Here is a 21,256-nt window from a genome sequence, read left to right as displayed (position 1 = left end):
AGATTTCCGGATTCCACAGATTAATTTGCATTGTAATCTCTATTTGTATACCAGTCTTCCGTAAAATCCGTCCGTATCATTAGTTATTCAGACAAAATGATTTAAATTAATTATCTTATTTTTAGATAGTTACAGTTTTGTTTCTCTTTTTTATCAAAAATGACTACCCGGTCATTCCGGTTATGTGTCAATATTAATAAACCAAAAGCCCAAATTAAGCTGTCTTAATCTAATGAGTGATAATAAACACAGAATTTTGGAACTATTCCGGAAATACTTGTCTAATACAAGTACGCTCTCCGAAGAGCAGGAGTTTTTGAGTTATATAGAGGATCCTTTACACAAGAATGAAATTCAGGAAATTCTTTCCGAATCTTTTCAAAATCAAACAGAAATAGAGAGCCTGAGCGATAGCAGCCGCAAACGTATATTAAACCAAATTTTGCATAACGACAAAGCGGAGCTTAAGTCAGGAAAGATTTATAAGCTTTGGAGTAGGATAGCTGTTGCAGCTACTGTTCTTTTATGCTTAGGTATCGCATTGTATTTGTATCAGTCGGATAATAATAAGATAAAAACAGAAACAGTTGCGAAAGGTCATATGAAACTGGATAGCAGTAAAGTTTATCTGACCTTGGCGAACGGAGATCGTATTGCTGTATCTGATACCAAAGAAGGTCATGTTGCAGAACAATCCGGAATTACCATCACAAAAACAGCGGATGGTCAATTGGTTTACTCCATTTCAAATGCCTCTCAAAAAGCAAATTCAAATGAATACAATACCGTGGAAACACCCAAGGGGGGGCAATATCAGATCAATCTGCCAGACGGCACAAAAGTGTGGCTGAATGCAGTATCCTCGTTACGATATCCGGTTTCTTTCTCTTCACTAAAAGAGCGGAAAGTTATCTTAAAGGGCGAAGGGTATTTTGAAGTATCCGAAGATAAAACCAGGCCCTTCATTGTTGTCACAGATAAACAGGAGGTAGAAGTTTTAGGCACTCATTTTAATATTAACGCATACAATACTCAGTTGACGAAAACCACTTTATTAGAGGGGTCTGTAAAGGTTTCGTCAGCGGGTCTAGTGCAGCCAACAGTTCTTAAACCAGGACAAATGGCTGTAAATGACAGTAAACAGATAGATGTGGCTGATATGCCCTATGCATACAATGAGGTTGCATGGAAAGACGGATATTTTGTTTTCAACAATGCGAATATTAAAGACATCATGAGAGATCTGTCGAATTGGTACGATCTGGAAGTTGAATATGAAGGGGACTTATCTAATGTCTATTTTCATGGAAACTATTTAAGATCCAGAGACGTAGTGAAATTACTCAGATCGATAGAACTGACCAACAAAGTTAAATTTATAATAGCTCCGGGAGATGTCTCCGGTAAAGAAAGGAGGATAACTGTAGTAGAAGAAAAAGATAATTGAATTATATAAATTCCGATTTTAGATTACATAAATGCTGTTGTATTAATCTATAAATGAGTTAACTGCGTTTTTTAATTTTGGACTTTATATAAATATTTGATATAATTTATTGTAGGGTTATCAAAAACCAGGAGTGTTGGAGCACTCCCGGTTTGCCAGTCCCTTTGGGATCGGATAGGATAACTAATTGTTGACACGAATTAATTAAACCTAGCCAAATGTATAAAAAAATTACTGCATTAACGTGTAGGAAGCAGTTCTGCTATACCTATAAATTTTTGTTAGTCATGAAACTCAGCTTTATCATCCTGATGCTTGCCTTTTTACAGGTTAGCGCATCGTCTTTTGCACAGAAAGTGAACATTCAGGTAAAAGATGCCAGTATCAATGAGGTTTTTTACAAATTAACCCAGCAGACAGGCCATACATTTACCGCAGATGCTGCACTCATTAAAAAGTTGGGGCGTATCAGTTTAAACCTGAGCAATAAAACACTTAAAGAAGTGTTGGAAAGGTGTTTTGTAGGGCATGATGTTCAAATGGTGTTTAATGAGAAGGACAAGATTGTAATTATTAAAAGCAATATCAGTAAAGCTGTAGCCCAACCTTCTGCGAATGTTACCGGTAGAGTAACTGATGAGAATGGAGAGCCGTTGGTAGGAGTGAGTGTGGGAGTAAAAAATCAGATAGCGGGAGTGGTAACTAATACAGAAGGTAGATATTCTATCAAAGTTCCCAGTTCTAACAGCATTCTGATATTTTCTTATTTAGGGTTTGCTACGGAGGAAAGGATTGTTCTTAATAACAGAGAAATAAACGTAGCGCTTAAAGGAAAACCTAAAGGGTTAGATGAAATCGTGGTTATTGGGTACGGGACTGTACAAAGAGGAGACCTGACGGGGGCAATTTCCAGTATTTCACAAAAAGATTTGGAAAAAGTACCGGCAGCAACGTTTGATTTAAAGCTACAGGGAAGGGCGGCAGGTGTAATGGTAACTTCAACATCTGCAGAACCTGGAGGAAATGCAGCTATAAGAATAAGAGGAGGAAATTCTATTTCAGGAGATAATCAGCCTTTATATGTAATAGATGGATATCCGATGCCAACAATTACAGAAGCATCGGGAACAGGATATGGTCAGGAATCGAATCCGCTTTCAGGTATAAATCCTGATGATATAGAATCTATAGAAGTCTTAAAAGATGCTTCTGCTACTGCAATATATGGAGCAAGGGGAGCTAATGGGGTTGTTATTGTCACCACAAAAAGAGGACGTGAAGGAGCTACCAATATTTCATTTGATGTATTGACAGGGACTAGTCGTATCATCAATTTGCCTGAAGTGGGTACGGCCCAACAATATGCAGAGTTTCAAAATGAGTGGAATCAATCAAGAGGTGTTTTTCCCTACTATGATGGTTCTTCTGAATACAGACCGACGCCAGAACAGGCAGGCATAGGGACCAGATGGCTTGATGAAATATTAAGAACTGGAGTTAATCAAAAATATAATCTCAGCATCAATGGAGGAAACAGCCAGACAAGATATAATATATCAGGTAATTATTTTGAAGAGAGTGGGGTAGTAAAGAACTCTAAAATGACAAGAGGAAATCTTCGGATTAATCTTGATAATAACATTTCTAAAAAATTTACATTATCGACTACTGCAAGTATAACAAGTTCGGCAAATAATAGGATTAACCCCGGAGCGGCAGCAGCTACTATACATGGTGATGCCATTTATTTGGCTTTGAGAGCAAACCCTGTTATACCGGTTGATGCAACAGGTACAGGCCCATGGGGAGGAACAACATCTGGTGACTCAGATGGTAATTTTTTTGAAAATCCATTGTTTCTGGTAACTCAAAAGAAAGACAAAACTAAAAATGAAGATTCTTTTGCCCAACTAAAGGGTGATTATAAAATTACTCAAGATTTAGGATTTGTAGCTAATGTAGGGTCTACCAGGAGGTATAGTGAAAGGGATATTTATTTTCCAAGACCTACAGCCTTAGGGTTTCTGTACAACAGTATGGCTTTTGTAAATAAATATACCAATATCAATTATGTTACAGAGGCATATTTCAGATATTCAAAAGTATTTGCAAACAAATATAAATTAAATGCAGTCGCAGGAACTTCTTATCAATTGAATGAATCCAGAGCATATAGCTCAAGAGTGTCTGGTTTCCCTGATGATATATTAAATACTGATGGAGTGCAGTTTGCAACAACATTATATACACCATCAACAAGCAAAGTGGTACGTGTAATAAAATCTTACTATATAAGAGGTAATTTTGATATTGCAAGTAAATACTTGTTCACTTTTGCAGGAAGGGCAGATGGATCATCGGTGTTTGCTAAAAACAACAAATGGGGATATTTTCCTTCCGGTGCTTTTGCATGGAAAATTGTTAATGAACCATTTTTTTCTGGACTGAAACGTACTGTAACAGATTTAAAGTTGAGAACCAGTTATGGTATTACAGGTAGTCAGGCTATTGCACCATTAGGTTCTCTTTCCAGAATTTCCAGTACTAATTATGCTTCGGGAGAGACTATTATATCAGGAACTTCTATTACTTCAGTTGGAAACCCGGATTTGACATGGGAACAATCCAAACAAGCTAATATAGGTTTGGACGTGGCATTTTGGAGAAACCGTGTCAGAATTACAGCAGATGCCTACAATAAAGAAACAGATAGATTATTACAATCTTTCAATATCCCAGCTTCATCAGGATTTTTAACAACAACTGTTAATATGGGATCTGTAAGGAACAGAGGACTGGAATTTGCTCTGGCAGCAGATTTAATAGATAATAGAGTTGCAAAATGGACATCAGGTTTTAATATCAGTATGAATCGGTCTAAGGTATTGGAGTTAGGAGGAAACAGTGAAATCTATGGTCTTGCTCCTGCTACAGCAGCGTCCTTTATCAGGAATGTTCCTATCACTATTGTTCAAAATGGAGGTACTCTTCCTGCTTATTGGGGATTGGTTGCTGAAAGACTAATACAGGAATCTGATTTTGATGAGAACGGAAAACCAACTTTTGCCATGTATAATAATGAGCGGAGACTTGGACAGTGGCTTTATAAGGATACTAATAACGATGGGATTATAACAGCTGCAGACAGACAAATTTTAGGAGATCCTAACCCTAAAGCTCTTTTTGGTTTCACTAATGATTTCTCCTATAAAAAGTTGTCGGTATCGGTATTCTTTCAGGGAGTGTTGGGAAATGATATCATGAATCTGACAAAGGCATATTTATCAACAGGAATGCCTTATTTGAATAAATCAGCAGACTGGTTCGCGAACAGGTGGACAGCAGAAAACCCTACGAACGATATTAGTTATCCGGCTTTGGGAACAGAGATGGCTAATTTACAACCAGGTAATTACTATATAGAAGATGGTAGCTATATACGTTTGAAGAATGTTACGTTGTCTTATGATTTTAAAATCAATAAATCTTTTATTAGAAATCTGACACTTAGTGCGTCGGCAACAAATCTGTTAACTATTACAAATTATTCTGGTTTCGACCCCGAAGTTGGGATTTTTGGTAATAGCAATCTTTTACCCGGCATAGATTTAGGGTCTTATCCGCGATCTCAAACTTTTCAATTAGGTCTTAAATGTAATTTAAAATAGTGATATAAATATTAGTTATGAAAAATATAGGAATAAGTTCAATTGTATGTATATCATTCATAATGATGTTATTTTCGGGATGCGAAAAATTAGACGAGAAAGCCTATTCGACTTTAACACCTGAAAATTATTTTAGTAATGCAGATGAGGCAAAGGTAGCTTTGATGGGCGTGTATAACACTTTAAACAGGGAACATATTTGGACACATAACCTGTTTACTATGGTTTTGTTACCCAATAAATATGTAAGAACAAGAGTACCCGTACATAAGTCAATTGCCCAATTTTCTTTCAGTGTATCTGATGATAGGATTGCTAATGTTTGGAATAATGCTTACGAAGCGATAAACAGGGCAAACACGATTATTGGCCGTGTACCAAACATCCAAATGACAGACTCTTTGCAGAGAATGTTTGTTGCAGAAGCCAAATTTATGAGAGCCTTAAGTTATTTTAATCTGGTGAGGTTATATGGAGGAGTTCCTTTGAAAACAGGAGAAACCGAAGGACTTTCTACTGTATATACTCCAAGAAGTACAGAGCAGGAGATTTATGATCTAATTGTTGCAGATTTACAATATGCAGAATCTAACAATTTACCGAAAATAAGACCCAGTTCTGAACGAGGAAGGGCAACGGAATGTGCTGCAAAGACTTTATTAGGGAAAGTGTATTTAACGATGGCAGGTTTTCCTTTAAAACAAACTGATAAGTGGAATTTGGCAAGATTGAAGCTAAAGGAAGTTATAGACAATAAGGCAACATATAATGTAGATCTTCTACCGAATTATGCAGACCTTTTTGATGTAAATAAAGAAGCTTCAAATAAAGAAGCCATCTTTGCTATACAATTTTCTTATTCACAAGTATCGGGAGGTAGTGCTCTTCCATTTTTTGCTGCTCCTTTGAATTCTACTTTTGCAACAGCAAACGGGCAGTACAATTATGGTTTTACTACTGATTTTAGAAGTTTGTTTGCTACGTCAGATAAACGTCGTGATGTTACATTAATATCGAGCTATGTAGCTGTTAATGGTGCTACTGTTACATATAACGCCCCGGGAAGTACCTATAGAGATCCTTTGGGAATTGCATTAGGAAAATATAAAGATGGTCCAAGTAAAGCGCCTGCTAATACAAGACATGCAACAGATATATTGGTTTTGAGATATGCGGATGTTTTATTAATGTATGCTGAGGCAGAAAATGAAGTGAACGGTCCGGATAACGCATATTCTGCAATTAATGAGGTAAGATTAAGAGCTAATGCAGGGGCATTGTCGGGACTCACGAAAGACACGTTCAGAGATGCAGTACATCTAGAAAGATTACTGGAGCTTTCAGGAGAGTTGCATGAATTTTTTGATATAAAAAGATTAGAGAAAATAGAAGATCATGTTACTAATTCATATGAAGCCCAACAGGTGCAAGTTAGTTATGATCCAAAAATGTATTTGTATCCAATACCAGATAGAGAGGTATCAACCAATAGGGCAATAGGTCTTGAAAATCAAAACCCGGGATATTAATATTCTAAAGATAGGATAATCAATTAATAAATATGGAAATAAGGTAGGTAGAGAACTCTATCAGGAGAGTTCTATGCCTATCATTTTCCAAAATTATAAACGATAAATATGAGAAGACAGCTATTTTTCTTATATGTGTTTGTAAGCTTGCTAAGCAGTAAAAATGTGAGCTCACAAACATCTAATGCTAATTTTACTTCCGGGAATTTATTGGTTGTAAGAATAGGAGATGGTGTGTCAAACCTGTCTGCGAATGCAGAAAAAATTTATCTGGATGAATATACGCCTAACGGCGTTCTGGTAAATACCGTAGAGATTCCTGCTGTAGCCAATGGCGGTAATCATGCTTTTGTTATCGGAGGAAGTTCTGCCACTTCGCATGGAGCGGGGAATTTATCACCCAATGGTCAATATCTTGCTTTGTCAGGTTATGATGCTGCAATAGGTACTTCATTAACTACTTTGCAAAATGTTGCTACACCCCGGGTTTTTGCAATTATCAGTAACGGAACAACACAGCCTATAATTAATACTACAACAAGAGTGACCATAGGAAATGGAGATAACAGATCTGCAATAACAACAAACGGTAATTCTATCTGGTTTGGAGGAACATCTCAGGGAGTACAATATACAACATTGGGCAGTACAACCTCAGTACAGGTTTCTGCAACACCTTCACCCACCAGAGGTACAGTAAGCATATTTAACGGACAGCTTTACCAAAGTACCAACTATAATCCCTATCGTATTGCAAAAATAGGGAGTGGTTTGCCTACATCTTCCGCTACAGTTACTCCTATAGAGGGGATTCCTGCAACCGGAACAAACGCACCTGCCGAACATGCGGCATGTGGCTATGTTTTCTTTGATGTAGACCCGGATATTCCGGGTAACGATCTGTTGTATTTTGTAAGTGAATTGGGAGGAGGTAATCTTCAAAAATATAAATACGATGTAAACAGCTCCAAATGGGTAAACATAGGCTCTTCGTCAGGCGGTTTGTTAACTTCTGTAAGAGGGCTTACCGGTTCGCTGGAAAATGATGTACCTGTTTTGTATGGTGTAGGGGCAGATAAGATTATAAAAATTGTTGATAATGCCGCATATTTTGGAGATACATTAGCTGTAAACATTTCATTGGTGCAGTCTGCTGTTTCGGGGAAAACTGCTTTCAGAGGATTGACTTTTACTCCGGGAAGCACACTTACCTATATAAGCAATAAAGGATTTATTCCGCCAACAGCAAATGCAAATTTTAAACCAGATAACCTGCTGGTTACGAGAATAGGAGATGGCATAGCAACTCTATCTGCAAATGCAGAAAAAGTTTATCTGGATGAATATACGCCTAACGGAGTTTTGGTGAATACAGTAGAAATTCCGGCTATAGCTAGTGGCGCTAATCACGCATTTGTTATCGGTGGAAGTTCAGCCACTTCGCATGGAGCAGGGAATTTATCACCCAATGGTCAATATCTTGCTTTGCCTGGTTATGATGCTGCAGTGGGAACTTCATTGGCTACTTTGCAGAATGTTTCTACACCACGTGTATTTGCAGTTATCAATAACGGAACAACACAGCCTGTAATTAACACAACAACTGCTGTTACCATAGGAAATAGTGACAACCGTTCTGCAGTAACTACAGATGGTAATTCCATATGGTTTGGGGGAACATCTCAGGGAGTGCAATATACAACTTTAGGCAGTACAACCTCGGTACAGGTTTCGGCAACACCTTCACCAACCAGAGGTACGGTGAGCATTTTTAATGGGCAGCTTTACCAAAGCACTAACCAGAATCCATACCGTATAGCCGGGATAGGAAATGGTTTGCCTACTTCATTAACCACAGCAACAGCTATATCCGGTATTCCTGCAACCGGGACAAATGCACCTGCCGAACATGCGGCATGTGGCTATGTTTTCTTTGATGTAGACCCTAACATTCCGGGTAACGACCTGCTATATTTTGTAAGTGAATTGGGAAGCGGAGACCTCCAAAAATACAAATATGACGCTGCTAATTCTACCTGGGTAAATATAGGTTCTGTTTCGGGAGGGCATTTAGCGTCTGTAAGAGGTCTTACAGGATCATTGGTAAATGGTGTTCCTGTGTTGTATGGCGTTGGAGGAAGCAAAATCATAAAAATTACTGACAATGCAGCTTATGGAAATACGCTGTCGGCAACAATTACCTTATTAAAATCAGCAGAAGTAAAAACTGCTTTCAAGGGATTAACTCTAACTCCGGGAACTGTTGCACAATACACCAACCATAACAATCTTCATTATACGTTCAGCGGAACAAAACAAGATTTAAGAAACTGGACATTTACCCCCGATGCAGCCTGGACAGTTAATAATGTAACAAGTTTAGATGGCAATGGTTCATTGGCAGCGCAGGCAAGCTCAACAAGTAGTACCTACACTGCGGTGCTGCCCTTCAGGTTGAATTTAACAGAGGATAGAATAATAAGAGTAGGATGCTGGGTAAAAACAGAAAATATTCCTTATGGAAGAGATGCAATAGCTACGGTACAGATTGCAGGGACTAATTACAGTCAGACTATGTCAGAATTTAAATCTCATTCTGAAGGGTTTAATTATTTAGAGAAAGACCTGAAAATACCAGCAGGAACAGAAAACCTGAGATTAATTCTAAGATTAAACGCAACAGAAGGCAAAGCATTTTTTGATGAAATCAAGATAACTGATATTACCGATTCCCTGAGTAATGGAAGCAGTAATTTTAATCCGTATGGGGTAGAGAAAGTTCCTGTATCGGGCGGAGCTTCATGGTTAGCAAATTTGCCCTATCGTATCATCGGAAATATCAATACAGGAAATGGAGATGAGCCAGTATGGGCAGATTTTGATTATTCAAGACTATTGCTTGCCGCAGGAGAGCGTAATCCTGTAAATCCGGATTCTATACGTGTTTTTGCAAGAATGTCAAATGGGCAGGGAATAGAATGTAAAGCTGTTTTAAGCGACCCTGTTTCTAATCTGGCAGATCATTATAACCGTAATGGTACATTAAAATGGCGTTCTGTTAACGGAGCTGTAAAGTATGAAATATATTTTGACATAGCCGGTGCAGAAGGACAGGTTTATTTTTCGGAAATGCCTAATCTGGGAGTAGGAGAACTGTTACATTATCCCGAGAACGAAAATAATCTGTTATGGGCAGGATGGCCTGGTGCAGGATTAGAAGTTATTGATGTTGATGGCGATGGAGATTTTGATATTTACGGACAAACTTCCGATTCGGGAATTTGGCTGCACAGAAATATAGGAACTAACGCTTCTCCACTTTTTCTGCCAAGAAGCAGACCTCTGGAGAACGATATAAAACCCACATATTTCCCAGCAGATCTTTATTTTGACTGGGATGGTGATGGACACCAGGATAGAATATATTATGTAAGACCTACCAGAACAGACCGTTATGATAATATACCCTCCACTATATATGTACAATTATATAGAAATGGAAGTTTTATAGCCGGGCAACCATTAAAAGACAGCAGTGGAAACAATGTGGTCTTTGAAAACTCAACATGGTTTTCGCTGAAAGCCGGAGATTTCAATAATGATGGTAAAATTGATTTAGTAGCAGGTACAGCCAATAGTGCAGCAGAAGTTATGTTGAATATGGGATTAGTGAACGATAAACCTACGGCACAATTAACCAAACTTCCATTTAATCTGTATGCTTCAGATGCTACACTTTCCGGAGGAATGTCTTTGAAACCATTTCCAATAGACTGGAATGCTGATGGTAAAACAGATATTGTATTTACATCATGGCAGGGCTTTTACTGGATATCTATGAACAAGGGCGTTAACAACACATTTGATTTTGATGACCCTGTTTATTTATATCAGAAAGGCGGAATAATGGTACATGATGATTCCTCTTCGCCATATACGGTAGATTGGGATGATGATGGCGATTTGGATATCATTAGCGGAGGAGCAGATGGTAATCTGATGTACTTTGAAAATGTAGGGACAAGAAGTGTCCCCAAATTTAAGGGAGGAGTATTTGTTACTGATGAAAATGGAGAGCGATTTTATGTTAATGCAGTAGAATCAGGAGGAACTGTTCAGGGATTAGAAGAGCAATATTGGGGATATTTGACCTGTGTGCCTGTAGATGTTGACCATGACGGGGATATAGACCTGATTATTTCTGACAGTATGGGCAGAGTGAGATGGATAGAAAATATAGGTACTCGTCAAAATCCGGTAATGTCTTCTGCCATACACAATTTTATAGTAAACGGAGATCCGTTTATTACACCCTGGCGAAACAGACCGGGAGTAGCGGATTGGAACAATGATGGCAGGCTTGAACTCATTGTGGTTAATGATACTATTGTTTCCAGCAGGAGTAAACTTATTTTCTATTCTCAATCGGCAACCAATCCGTCTGTTTTAATAAGAGGGACGGAATTAAAGGATCAGAATAACAACGCTGTTACGGTTGTAAACTACTCGCATCCCGGAGGTAATGGTCGAACACAGATTGAAGTTGGAGATTGGGATAGCGATGGAAAACTGGATTTAATTATTGGCCATCCCAGAACATTTATTACTGCTAATGGTATAACAGGAGGTAATTTGCTCTTGTTTAAAAATACAGGCACAAATGTAAATCCGGTTTTTGAAACAGGAGTGCTTCCTATAAGAGGAGATGCCCGTTTTGTGATACATGACGCCTGGCATTGTACCTATCCTAACATGGTGGACTGGAACAATGACGGATTACCGGATTTATTGACAGGAACAGAAACCGGCAGGTTTGCGCTTTATTTTAACGATTATTTTGTTGGTGATGAATATCCTGTATTTACAGCAGAAAACTTTGAATTTCAAGGCGAACAGGACAGTGTTTTTCAAGTATTGGATTTTAATAATCTGGATGCTTATACCACAGGTTTAAATACACAAAATATACAATTGCAACTGCTGGAAGAAGAAGCGTTGATTGCAGCAAATAAGACTTTACCAATAACCTTAACATCTTTTACCGGAAAAGTTTCGGGCAATTACGTAGATCTGGAATGGAAAGCCATTACAGAACAGAATGGTTCTTACTTTGATGTATTGCGTTCCTCAGATGGTACTGTATTTTCGGGTATAGGTAAGGTACAGGGGAAAGCAGAACAGCATACAGATTATACATTCAGGGACGAAGCACCATTAAATGGTATTACCTATTACAGATTAAGATTGGTTGATGAAAATGCAAAACAGAGTCTCTCCGGAATAATATCTGTGAAACGAGGAGTTCTAAAGTCAGAAAATATTATTGCTTCTGCATCAATAACCAGTCAACAGGTATCTGTAAAACTTTACTATTCTAAATCTACTCCGACAAAGGCCACTGTTTACGATATATCAGGAAAACTATTGGGAGAAAAAAATCTCACTATTTACGAAGGGGAAAATTTATTCAATATTCCGGTAAGGGGAATGTATGGAAATTCTGTTTATGTCCTTGTATTAAATGCAGATGGAGAAATAATCAGTAAGAAGTTTATGCCAGTTAAATAACTAAATATAAACAATATGAAAAGGAAAATTACATTATGTAGTCTGGCAGTTTTACTGCTTGGTGCTGGTATTTCAAAAGCACAACAAAATTTTACAGCGGATAATCTGGTTATTGTTCGGGTAGGTACAGGACCAACAGCCTTAACGGTTAATGCAGCTGCGGCATATTTAGATGAATATACTACGGCAGGTGAATATGTGCAAACAATAGAGATACCAACTACAGCAAGTGGTGCAAATCATGGTTTTGTGGTTGGAGGAGCAACAGGTTCAACTCATGGGTTTGGTAACCTATCTCCAAATGGTCAATACTTAGCTATAGCAGGACATGAAGTCCCTGTAGGGTCAGACGTGGCAACTTTGCAGGCATCTACAACTCCCAAAGTGATAGCTATTGTATCAAACGGCGTTTCGTCTCCTGTAATTAATACGTCCACAGCCGTAAATATTGACAATAAAGACAATCGTACAGCAATAACTACAGACGGTAATTCTATATGGTTTGGTGGACAAACTTTAGGTGTGCAATATACTACTGTAGGAAGTAGCACATCTGTACAACTTACAGGAACTCCTGCCCCAACAAGAGGAGGGTTAGGCATTTATAACGGACAGTTATATCAAAGCACTAATCAGAATCCTTACCGTATTGCCAAAATTGGTGATGGTTTACCTACAACAGCTACAACGGCAACAGCTGTGAGTGGATTAGAGGCAACAGGCTCTAATCTTCCGGTAGAACATACTGCAAATGGTTTTGTGTTTTTTGATGTGGATTCCAATGTACCGGGAAATGATTTATTGTATTTTGTTACTGAGCTGGGTGGAGGATTCTTACAGAAGTTTGTACGTACAGATCCTGATAACGATGTTTGGGCAAATAAAGGTTCTGTAGCAGGTGGCTCATTTGTCAATATGAAAACGCTTACCGGCACTTTAGTAGATGGCGTACCAACATTATATGCAGGAAGCTATAATAAAATTATAAAAATAGTAGATAATGCAGCTTATACCGCTAATTTAAATCAAACTGTTACAGATGTAATTACAGCAGGACCAAATATGGCATTCAGAAGCCTTACTTTCACACCCGGTACTGTAGCCAAAACAACATTACCCGTTACATTAACCTCATTCACCGGAAAAGCAGAACAAAACTTTGTGAAACTTAACTGGATAACCTCCTCAGAGCAAAACAACTCACATTTTGAAGTGCTTCGTTCTACAGATGGAAAATCTTTCAATGTAATAGGCAATGTAAAGGGCAACAATAATTCTGATATAGCTATAAATTATGAATTTAAAGATCAAAATCCTTTAAATGTAACAGCCTATTACCGTTTAAACCAAGTTGATTATGATGGAAAAAACAAACTGTCATCAGTTATTTCTGTAGAACCAGGACTGGCTGTTTTAGAAGAATTTACAGTTTACACTTCAGCGCAATCTGTTGTAGTCAGGTTTAATTCTGCATTAAAATCAAACGGAAAGATAGTTATATATACTACTGCAGGACAGGCAATAATCAATAAAGATATTGTTATTGAAACAGGAGCGAATGAGGTAATACTACCTGCAAAGGGAATTAAGAACGGAAATATTTATGTAGCTCTACTTAATGCAGAAGGTAAGATACAGTCAGAAAAATTTATAGCGAACAACCAATAATAAAAGCCAAAAAACAGACCAGGAGATAAATAAAATGAAGATTATAAATAAGAATATATTGCAGATACAACTCACAGCCTTTTTGTTATTCGTCTGGAATTTATCGTTTGCAGATAATATTCTGTTGCATGAAAAATTCAATGGTAAAAAGGACGACTTAAAAGGATGGAAATTTACACCAGATACTTCCTGGTCTGTTTTGTCTAAGATAGGGGCATTTGGCGACGGAGGTCTGGCAGTTACAGGCGGAAAAAATAGTAACATAAAAAAATATGAAGCTTCGCTTTCTATGAAATTAAATCCGGGAGGGAAGAAAACTTTACGTTTAAGTGTTTGGCTGAAAACAGAAAACGTTAATTACCGGCGAGACGCAATTGTAGAAATCCAATTTAAAGGAACAAGATATTTTCAGGAAATACGAGAATTTAACCGGAATAAAGAAGGCTACAGCTATTTGGAAAAAGTAATGAAAGTGCCTGCTGATTTAAGTAGCGCTACTATCAATATTATTTTTTACGGGCAAACCGGCACAGCATATATAGATGAAATAAAGCTGGAAGACGTAAGTGGAAAAGATAAATCTCAACTCTGGACCACCAATTCAACGCCTTACAAAATAGAAAGAAAAGCAGTTTTAGGTAAGCAAACCCAATGGAATACAAATTTACCTTACCGTATTACAGGTAAACTGGATGCAGATTATTCAGGAGATCCCGTATGGACAGATCTTGATTTTTCGAGATTATTGCTGGCATCAGGAGAGCTTAATCCGGTAGACCCCTCATCAGTTAGATTGTTCGCAAAATACGGCAATGGAAAAACAGAAGAATGCCCGGTTTCTTTTGGTGACCCCATAGCTAAGTTAAGCGACCATTATATGCGAAATGGTACGCTAAAATGGCGGGCAAAAAGAGGAGCTGTGGAATATGAAATTTATTTTGCTTCGGCAGGAAAAAATGGACCATTACCTCAGCAAAAGAATCTTCATCTGGGAGTTGGGGAATTATTGAATTATCCTGCTAACGATAAAAACCTGTTATGGGCAGGCTGGCCAGGTTACGGTTTAGAAGTATTGGATGTAGACGGAGATGGCGATTGGGATATTTATGGAAAAACAGTAGACGGAGGTACATGGTTGCATCGCAATATAGGTTCAAACCAATCCCCCCTGTTTTTGCCAAGAAGCAGGCAATTGAAAACAGATAAAGATCCTACGGATGAACCCGAAGACTTTATGATAGATTGGGATGGCGACGGGTATAAAGATCGGGTGTATTATGTAAAACACCCACGCTCAAACCGAACAGACAATATAGAAGCAAGCGTTTATGTGCAGCTTCACCGCAACGGAAAACTTTCAAAAGAGGTATTATTAACCTATACAGACGGAAAACCTGTGAAATTCATCAATTCCTCATGGTTTTCTATGAAAACAGGAGATTTCAATAACGATGGGAAGCCCGATTTGGTTATCGGTTCAACACAAGGATATGCGGAAATACTGCTAAACAAAGGACTCAAAAATGATAAGCCGGTTGTTGTCAACGAAAAACTGCCATTGAATGTTTTTAAAAAAGAGCCTTATGAATCGGGAGATATGTCATTAAAACCTTTTCCAATAGATTGGGATGGCGATGGACGCACAGATTTAGTGTTTACTGCATGGCAGGGCTTCTACTGGATATCTTTTAATAAAGGCAAGAAGGATGAATTAAAATTTGAAAACCCGAAAGATCTCTATCAGCAAGGTGGGCTGTTGGTACATAGCGATTCACCTGCACCTTATGCCGTAGATTGGGACAATGATGGCGATCTGGATATTATTAGCGGAGGATGTAGCGGAAATCTGATGTATTATGAAAACATCGCGGGAAAAGGCAATCCACCGCAATTTAAAGCAGGTATTTATTTAAGAGATGATACCAACGAACGCTTTTTCGTAAACGCTGTAAAAGAAGGTGGGACAGTGCAGGGGATGGAAGAACAATATTGGGGATACCTCACCGTTGTACCGGCAGATGTAGATAAGGATGGAGATTTGGACTTGATAATAGCAGACTGTTTAGGAAAAGTAAGATGGATAGAAAATATAGGAAATAAGTCTAATCCAAAATTATCCCGGAAAATTCATGATTTTATTGTAAATGGAAAACCGTTAATTACTCCATGGAGAAACAGACCAGGTGTAGCCGATTGGAATAATGATAACCGGTTAGAACTAATACTATTAAATGACGATAGCGAACTGGTTTTTTATTCTCAGGATGCTAAAAATCCTTCTTTATTATATCTATCAGGGAATCTGAAAGATAAAAACGGAAAAAATATCTTGATAAAAAGACCGCCTGCAAGAGTTCCGGGAGGTAATGGACGTTTGCAGATAGACGTAGCAGATTGGGATGGTGATGGAAACTTAGACCTGATTATGGGAGAACCACGCATGTATTTAGGTGGTGGAAACCTTACTATCTGTCTAAACAAAGGAACAAATCTTAACCCTGTATTTGAATATAGCATCCTTAAAGCCCGTGGTGGCCGATTCGTAGAATGGACAGGTTCAGATGGTCATGATGCGTGGCATTGCACCTATCCATGTGTAGTAGATTGGAACAATGACGGAAAACCAGACCTTCTTACAGGTACAGAATCTGGAAGATTTGCTTTTTATGCCAACGATTATTTCAAGGGAGAAAAATTTCCGGTGTTTACAGCTTTGGAATTTGACGTCAGAGAAGACAATCAATCCATTAGCAGGATATTGGATTTTAAATCACTGACTCCATTTACAGCAGGTTTAAATACGCATAATGTGCAATTGCAGTTGTTGCCGGAAGAATCAAACCTCAACTTAATTAATGCGCAGGGAACATTGAATATCACTTCTCCTGAAAAAGCAGCAACAGTTAGCGGCAAAGTGAAATTTATTGCAACAGTTTCTTATCCTAACCCTGTTTCTGTTGATTTCTATATCAATAATGAGAAAGTAGCAACGGAAAGTTCTCCTCCCTATGTCGCATTTGGAGATGATAATTTCTGGGATACTACAAAATACCCTGATGGCGAGTGCAACCTTAAAGTGGTGCTTCATCTTTTCGACGGTAGAAAGATAGAAGTTACACAAACCAATATAGTCCGGAATAAGAAATAGAATAAGGAAAATGAGAAAAAGTATTTCAATAACAATTTCTGTATTGCTGGTTGGTTTCAGGTTTGCATTTGGGCAAATATCCGTTAGTAATTTACGATGTGAATTGTTGGTTAATCCAATAGGCGTTGATAAGGAATATCCTAATCTGAGTTGGGAAATAAAATCATCGTATAGAAATACGCAGCAAACGACATACAGGATACTGGTTTCAGAAAGTAAAAACAATCTGATGGCAGATAAAGGAGAAATATGGGATTCGGGGAAAATAGCCTCAGACAGCACTGTATTTGTAAGTTATAAAGGGAACAAGCTAAAAAAAGATACCCGTTATTACTGGAAAGTAAAAATATGGACGAATAAGGGAGAAAGTTCATGGAGCGAAACAGCATATTGGCATCAGGGTTTGATGAATTACAAAGACTGGGCAGCTACGCAGGTTGGCGAAATGCCATTTAAGGATTGGGGAGGAAGATGGATTGGTTTCGACAGGATGTTTCCATGGGACGGAAACCAGTCTGAAAACAGATTGTCTGCCCGATATTTCAGAAAGGAATTTAAGCCTTCGGGGAAAATAAAATCTGCAACCGCCTACATTATAGGATTAGGACTGTATGAATTGTACATCAATGGCGAAAAGATAGGAAACCACGTTTTAGCTCCCATACCAACAGACTACACCAAAAATGTAAAATACAATGCTTTTGATGTTAAGGATAAACTAAAAGAGGGAGCAAATGCCATTGGCGTGGTGCTTGGAAACGGACGCTATTATACCATGCGCCAACTTCATCAGGAATATAAAATCAAGACATTCGGGTTTCCAAAATTGCTTTTCAATCTCATACTGAAATATGAAGACGGTACAGAAGCAGTCGTATTCTCAGATGATTCATGGAAAGGAACTGCCGATGGGCCGATAAGGTCAAATAATGAATACGACGGAGAAATTTACGATGCGACCAAAGAAATGCCGGGATGGAACAAAACAGGCTTTGATGACAGCAAATGGTTAAAGGCCGAGTTTGTGCAAGAACCGGGCGGAAATTATGAAGCCCAACTGAGCGAAAATATGAAGGTAATGGACAGTATAGCCCCGGTTTCCATTTCCAAAATATCAGGAGACAGGTATATCATAGATTTCGGACAGAACCTTACAGGTTGGGTAAAATTTTCTGTACAGGGCAAAAAGGGAGAGCAAATAAAGCTACGTTATGCAGAATCTTTAGAATCTAATGGAGAACTTTCTGTAGCCAATCTCAGAGATGCTAAGGCACAGGCACTCTATATCCTTAAAGGAAGTGGAAAAGAATCATGGAAGCCTTCTTTCACTTACTATGGATTTCGTTATGTAGAAGTAAGCGGTTATCCGGGAAAAGTAGCCAAAGAAAACTTTGTGGCAAAAATGGTATACGATGATATCCGAACAGTGGGGTCTTTTGAATCGTCTAATGCCTTACTTAACCAAATCTATAAAAACGTATGGTGGGGAACTGCAGGCAACTATAAAGGTATGCCTGTGGACTGTCCGCAACGAAACGAACGCCAACCCTGGTTAGGTGATAGGGGAATAGGTACAATTGGTGAAAACTTTATGTTCGATAATGCCCGTATCTATAAAAAATTGCTGAATGACATCAAATTAGCCCAAAAAACTGATGGCTCTTTACCAGATGTGGCTCCCGATTTCTGGAGGTATTATAGTGATAACATGACATGGCCTGGTGTAATGTTGCTGATTACAGATATGCTCTATCAGCAAACCGGAGACTTTTCTGCCGTGGAAGAAACATATCCTGTTATGCACAAATGGTTGCGGTATATGAAAGACAGGTTTATGACAGCAGATCATATCCTCAACAAAGATAGTTACGGAGACTGGTGCGCACCGCCTGTAACTATAGAAGCAGGCAGGGGAATAAGTGCTAACCAGAAATTTCCAAGTCCCTTAATATCCACAGCTTATTACTATCATTTTACCAATATGATGGCAAATTATGCGTCGCTACAGGGCAAAGGAGAGGATGTTCTTTATTATAAGGATTTAGGAGAAAAAATAAAAGAAGCTTTCAATAAGGCTTATTATAAAGAAGAAGGGTTTTATGGAAACGGAGAACTTACAGATAATCTTCTTCCGCTGTATTTTGAAATGGTTTCTGAAAAAAACAGCAATCAGGTTTTTAACTGTGTCATTAATACCATAGAAGTAAAGAACAAAGGACATTTAAGTACAGGTGTAATCGGTACACAGTGGTTAATGAGAACATTAACCAAATATGGCAGAGCTGATATAGCGCTGAAAATTGCTACTCAGAAAACCTATCCAAGCTGGGGCTATATGCTAGAAAACGGAGCAACCACCATTTGGGAACTATGGAATGGCAATACAGCAGCACCGGATATGAATTCGCAAAACCACGTAATGATGGTGGGCGATTTAATGGTTTGGTATTATGAATGTTTGGCAGGAATTCAATCAAGTGCAACCGACCCTGGATTCAGGAAGATTACCATGTCACCGGAATTTGTCACCGGACTGGATTTCGTAAAAGCCTCGCACCATGCCGTTACCGGATTGATTAAAAGCGAATGGAAACGGGAAAAAGGTAAAATACATTGGATGGTTTCTATACCGGCAAACAGCAGTGCGGAAATATATATTCCAACCTCATCGCTTAAAGATGTAGAGGAAAGCGGTAAGTCCATTTCCACGATTAAAGAAATAGAGTATCTGCGTAATGCGAACGGAAAGCTTGTTTTTAAAGTGCCTTCCGGCGATTATGTGTTTAAATTTTAAAAATAAATAAATGAGAAAGCAAATTTTATTAGTCATTACAGTTTTATGTTTAGCTGTCGCTGTACAAGGAGCGGTCAGGCTGCCATCCTTTTTTTCCAGCCACATGGTATTGCAACAAAATTCAGAAGTGAGCTTTTGGGGTTGGGCTGGTGCAACTCAGTATATCCAGATTATTCCTTCGTGGTCAAAAGATACAGTTAAAGTGCGAACAGATGGTTATGCAAAGTGGCGGACGACATTAAAAACTCCCGGAGCTGGAGGTCCGTATACAATAGCGTTTATCGCTCCTGATAATAGGATTGTACTGGAAGATGTTTTGATAGGGGAAGTATGGCTATGTTCGGGGCAATCTAACATGGTTTGGAATTCACTGAATAAACATCAGGAAATGCTGGATGAATTGCCCATTATCAATAACAATCAGATAAGGATTTTACATATTCCAAATGTCAGTTCATTAAATCCACAGGATGATTTACGGGCTTCGTGGAGAACCGCAAATCCAGAGAGTGTCAAAGGATTTAGTTCTATAGCATATTTCATTGCTAAGAAATTACAGAAAGAATTGAATGTACCTATAGGTGTAATCAATTCAAGTTGGGGAGGTACGCCTGCGGAGGTATGGACACCGGAAGAGGTGATTAACAGCAACTCGGTTTTAAAATCGTATGCAGATTTACAAAAGCCAGCTATAAGCCGTCCGCATACACCCGGAAGTTTATGGAATTCTATGATATACCCGTTAGTAGGCTATCGCATAGCGGGCGCATATTGGTATCAGGGAGAATCAAATGTACCAACGTGGCAGGGCTATGAGCAGCTTTTCTCAACTATGATACAATCCTGGAGAAAGGCATGGGGATATGATTTCCCTTTCTACTATGTACAGATAGCTCCTTATGATTATAAAACCGGCACAAGAAACCTTTCTGCCCTTTTACGGGAACAACAAACCAAAGTACTTTCATTGCCTAAAACAGGTATGGTGGTTACAACAGATTTAGTGCCCGATGTCAAAAACATACATCCGGAAAAAAAGATAGACGTAGCAAACAGACTTGCCGATTTGGCATTGGCAGAAACCTATGGAAAAAACAAAACAGATTATAAAAGCCCTGTTTACGATAAGTCAGAGATTAAAGGCGATAAGATAATCGTTCATTTTAAATATCTGGAAAAAGGACTTTCTGTAAAAGGAAAAGACATTACAGAAATACAGATAGCAGGTAGCGACGGTAATTTCCGGGATGCAAAAGCAGTAGTAAAAGGTAATACATTGGAGGTTTCTTCTAAAGAAGTAAAGAAACCTGAAGCAGTACGGTTTGGGTTCACAGACACAGCGATGCCCAACCTGTTTAATAAAAACGGATTGCCTGTAACACCTTTTCGTACAGACAACTGGAGTAATTAATCTAAAATTTAACATATATCAAT

Annotated in this window: 8 protein-coding genes; all 8 read left to right on the top strand. The window is 38.4% G+C overall.

Going from position 1 to position 21,256, the window contains the following annotated elements; translation table 11 throughout:
• The first annotated feature begins 232 nt into the window (after window positions 1-232).
• Complete coding sequence (locus ACFSAH_RS17265) at window positions 233-1,447, top strand: FecR family protein (protein ID WP_379663996.1); 1,215 nt, start codon at window positions 233-235, stop codon at window positions 1,445-1,447.
• Between the two features lie 287 nt (window positions 1,448-1,734).
• Complete coding sequence (locus ACFSAH_RS17260; protein WP_379663995.1) at window positions 1,735-5,115, top strand: SusC/RagA family TonB-linked outer membrane protein; 3,381 nt, start codon at window positions 1,735-1,737, stop codon at window positions 5,113-5,115.
• Between the two features lie 17 nt (window positions 5,116-5,132).
• Window positions 5,133-6,644 carry a RagB/SusD family nutrient uptake outer membrane protein gene (locus tag ACFSAH_RS17255; protein WP_379663994.1) on the top strand — a complete coding sequence of 504 codons (1,512 nt, stop codon included), beginning with the start codon at window positions 5,133-5,135 and terminating at the stop codon, window positions 6,642-6,644.
• A gap of 108 nt (window positions 6,645-6,752) precedes the next feature.
• Complete coding sequence (locus tag ACFSAH_RS17250) at window positions 6,753-12,212, top strand: FG-GAP-like repeat-containing protein (protein ID WP_379663993.1); 5,460 nt, start codon at window positions 6,753-6,755, stop codon at window positions 12,210-12,212.
• 15 nt (window positions 12,213-12,227) lie between these two features.
• Complete coding sequence (locus ACFSAH_RS17245; protein ID WP_379663992.1) at window positions 12,228-13,880, top strand: autotransporter outer membrane beta-barrel domain-containing protein; 1,653 nt, start codon at window positions 12,228-12,230, stop codon at window positions 13,878-13,880.
• A gap of 34 nt (window positions 13,881-13,914) precedes the next feature.
• Window positions 13,915-17,028, top strand: a complete 3,114-nt coding sequence (locus tag ACFSAH_RS17240) for an FG-GAP-like repeat-containing protein (protein ID WP_379663991.1) — start codon at window positions 13,915-13,917, stop codon at window positions 17,026-17,028.
• A 10-nt stretch (window positions 17,029-17,038) separates the two neighbouring features.
• On the top strand, window positions 17,039-19,822 hold the full coding sequence (locus ACFSAH_RS17235; protein ID WP_379663990.1) for an alpha-L-rhamnosidase: 2,784 nt from the start codon (window positions 17,039-17,041) through the stop codon (window positions 19,820-19,822).
• Window positions 19,823-19,832: 10 nt separating this feature from the next.
• On the top strand, window positions 19,833-21,233 hold the full coding sequence (locus ACFSAH_RS17230; RefSeq protein WP_379663989.1) for a sialate O-acetylesterase: 1,401 nt from the start codon (window positions 19,833-19,835) through the stop codon (window positions 21,231-21,233).
• The last annotated feature ends 23 nt before the right edge of the window (window positions 21,234-21,256 follow it).

It is taken from the genome of Pseudopedobacter beijingensis (assembly GCF_042678145.1).
Taxonomy (GTDB): Bacteria; Bacteroidota; Bacteroidia; order Sphingobacteriales; family Sphingobacteriaceae; genus Pseudopedobacter; species Pseudopedobacter beijingensis.
The sequence above is the reverse complement of the archived record's forward strand: the minus strand, read 5'-3'. Positions and strand labels throughout refer to the sequence as shown.

Bases quoted from the DNA above. Each gene is read 5' to 3' on its own strand.
- ACFSAH_RS17265 (WP_379663996.1), top strand. From the start codon at position 233: ATGAGTGATAATAAACACAGAATTTTGGAACTATTCCGGAAATACTTG.
- ACFSAH_RS17260 (WP_379663995.1), top strand. From the start codon at position 1,735: ATGAAACTCAGCTTTATCATCCTGATGCTTGCCTTTTTACAGGTTAGC.
- ACFSAH_RS17255 (WP_379663994.1), top strand. From the start codon at position 5,133: ATGAAAAATATAGGAATAAGTTCAATTGTATGTATATCATTCATAATG.
- ACFSAH_RS17250 (WP_379663993.1), top strand. From the start codon at position 6,753: ATGAGAAGACAGCTATTTTTCTTATATGTGTTTGTAAGCTTGCTAAGC.
- ACFSAH_RS17245 (WP_379663992.1), top strand. From the start codon at position 12,228: ATGAAAAGGAAAATTACATTATGTAGTCTGGCAGTTTTACTGCTTGGT.
- ACFSAH_RS17240 (WP_379663991.1), top strand. From the start codon at position 13,915: ATGAAGATTATAAATAAGAATATATTGCAGATACAACTCACAGCCTTT.
- ACFSAH_RS17235 (WP_379663990.1), top strand. From the start codon at position 17,039: ATGAGAAAAAGTATTTCAATAACAATTTCTGTATTGCTGGTTGGTTTC.
- ACFSAH_RS17230 (WP_379663989.1), top strand. From the start codon at position 19,833: ATGAGAAAGCAAATTTTATTAGTCATTACAGTTTTATGTTTAGCTGTC.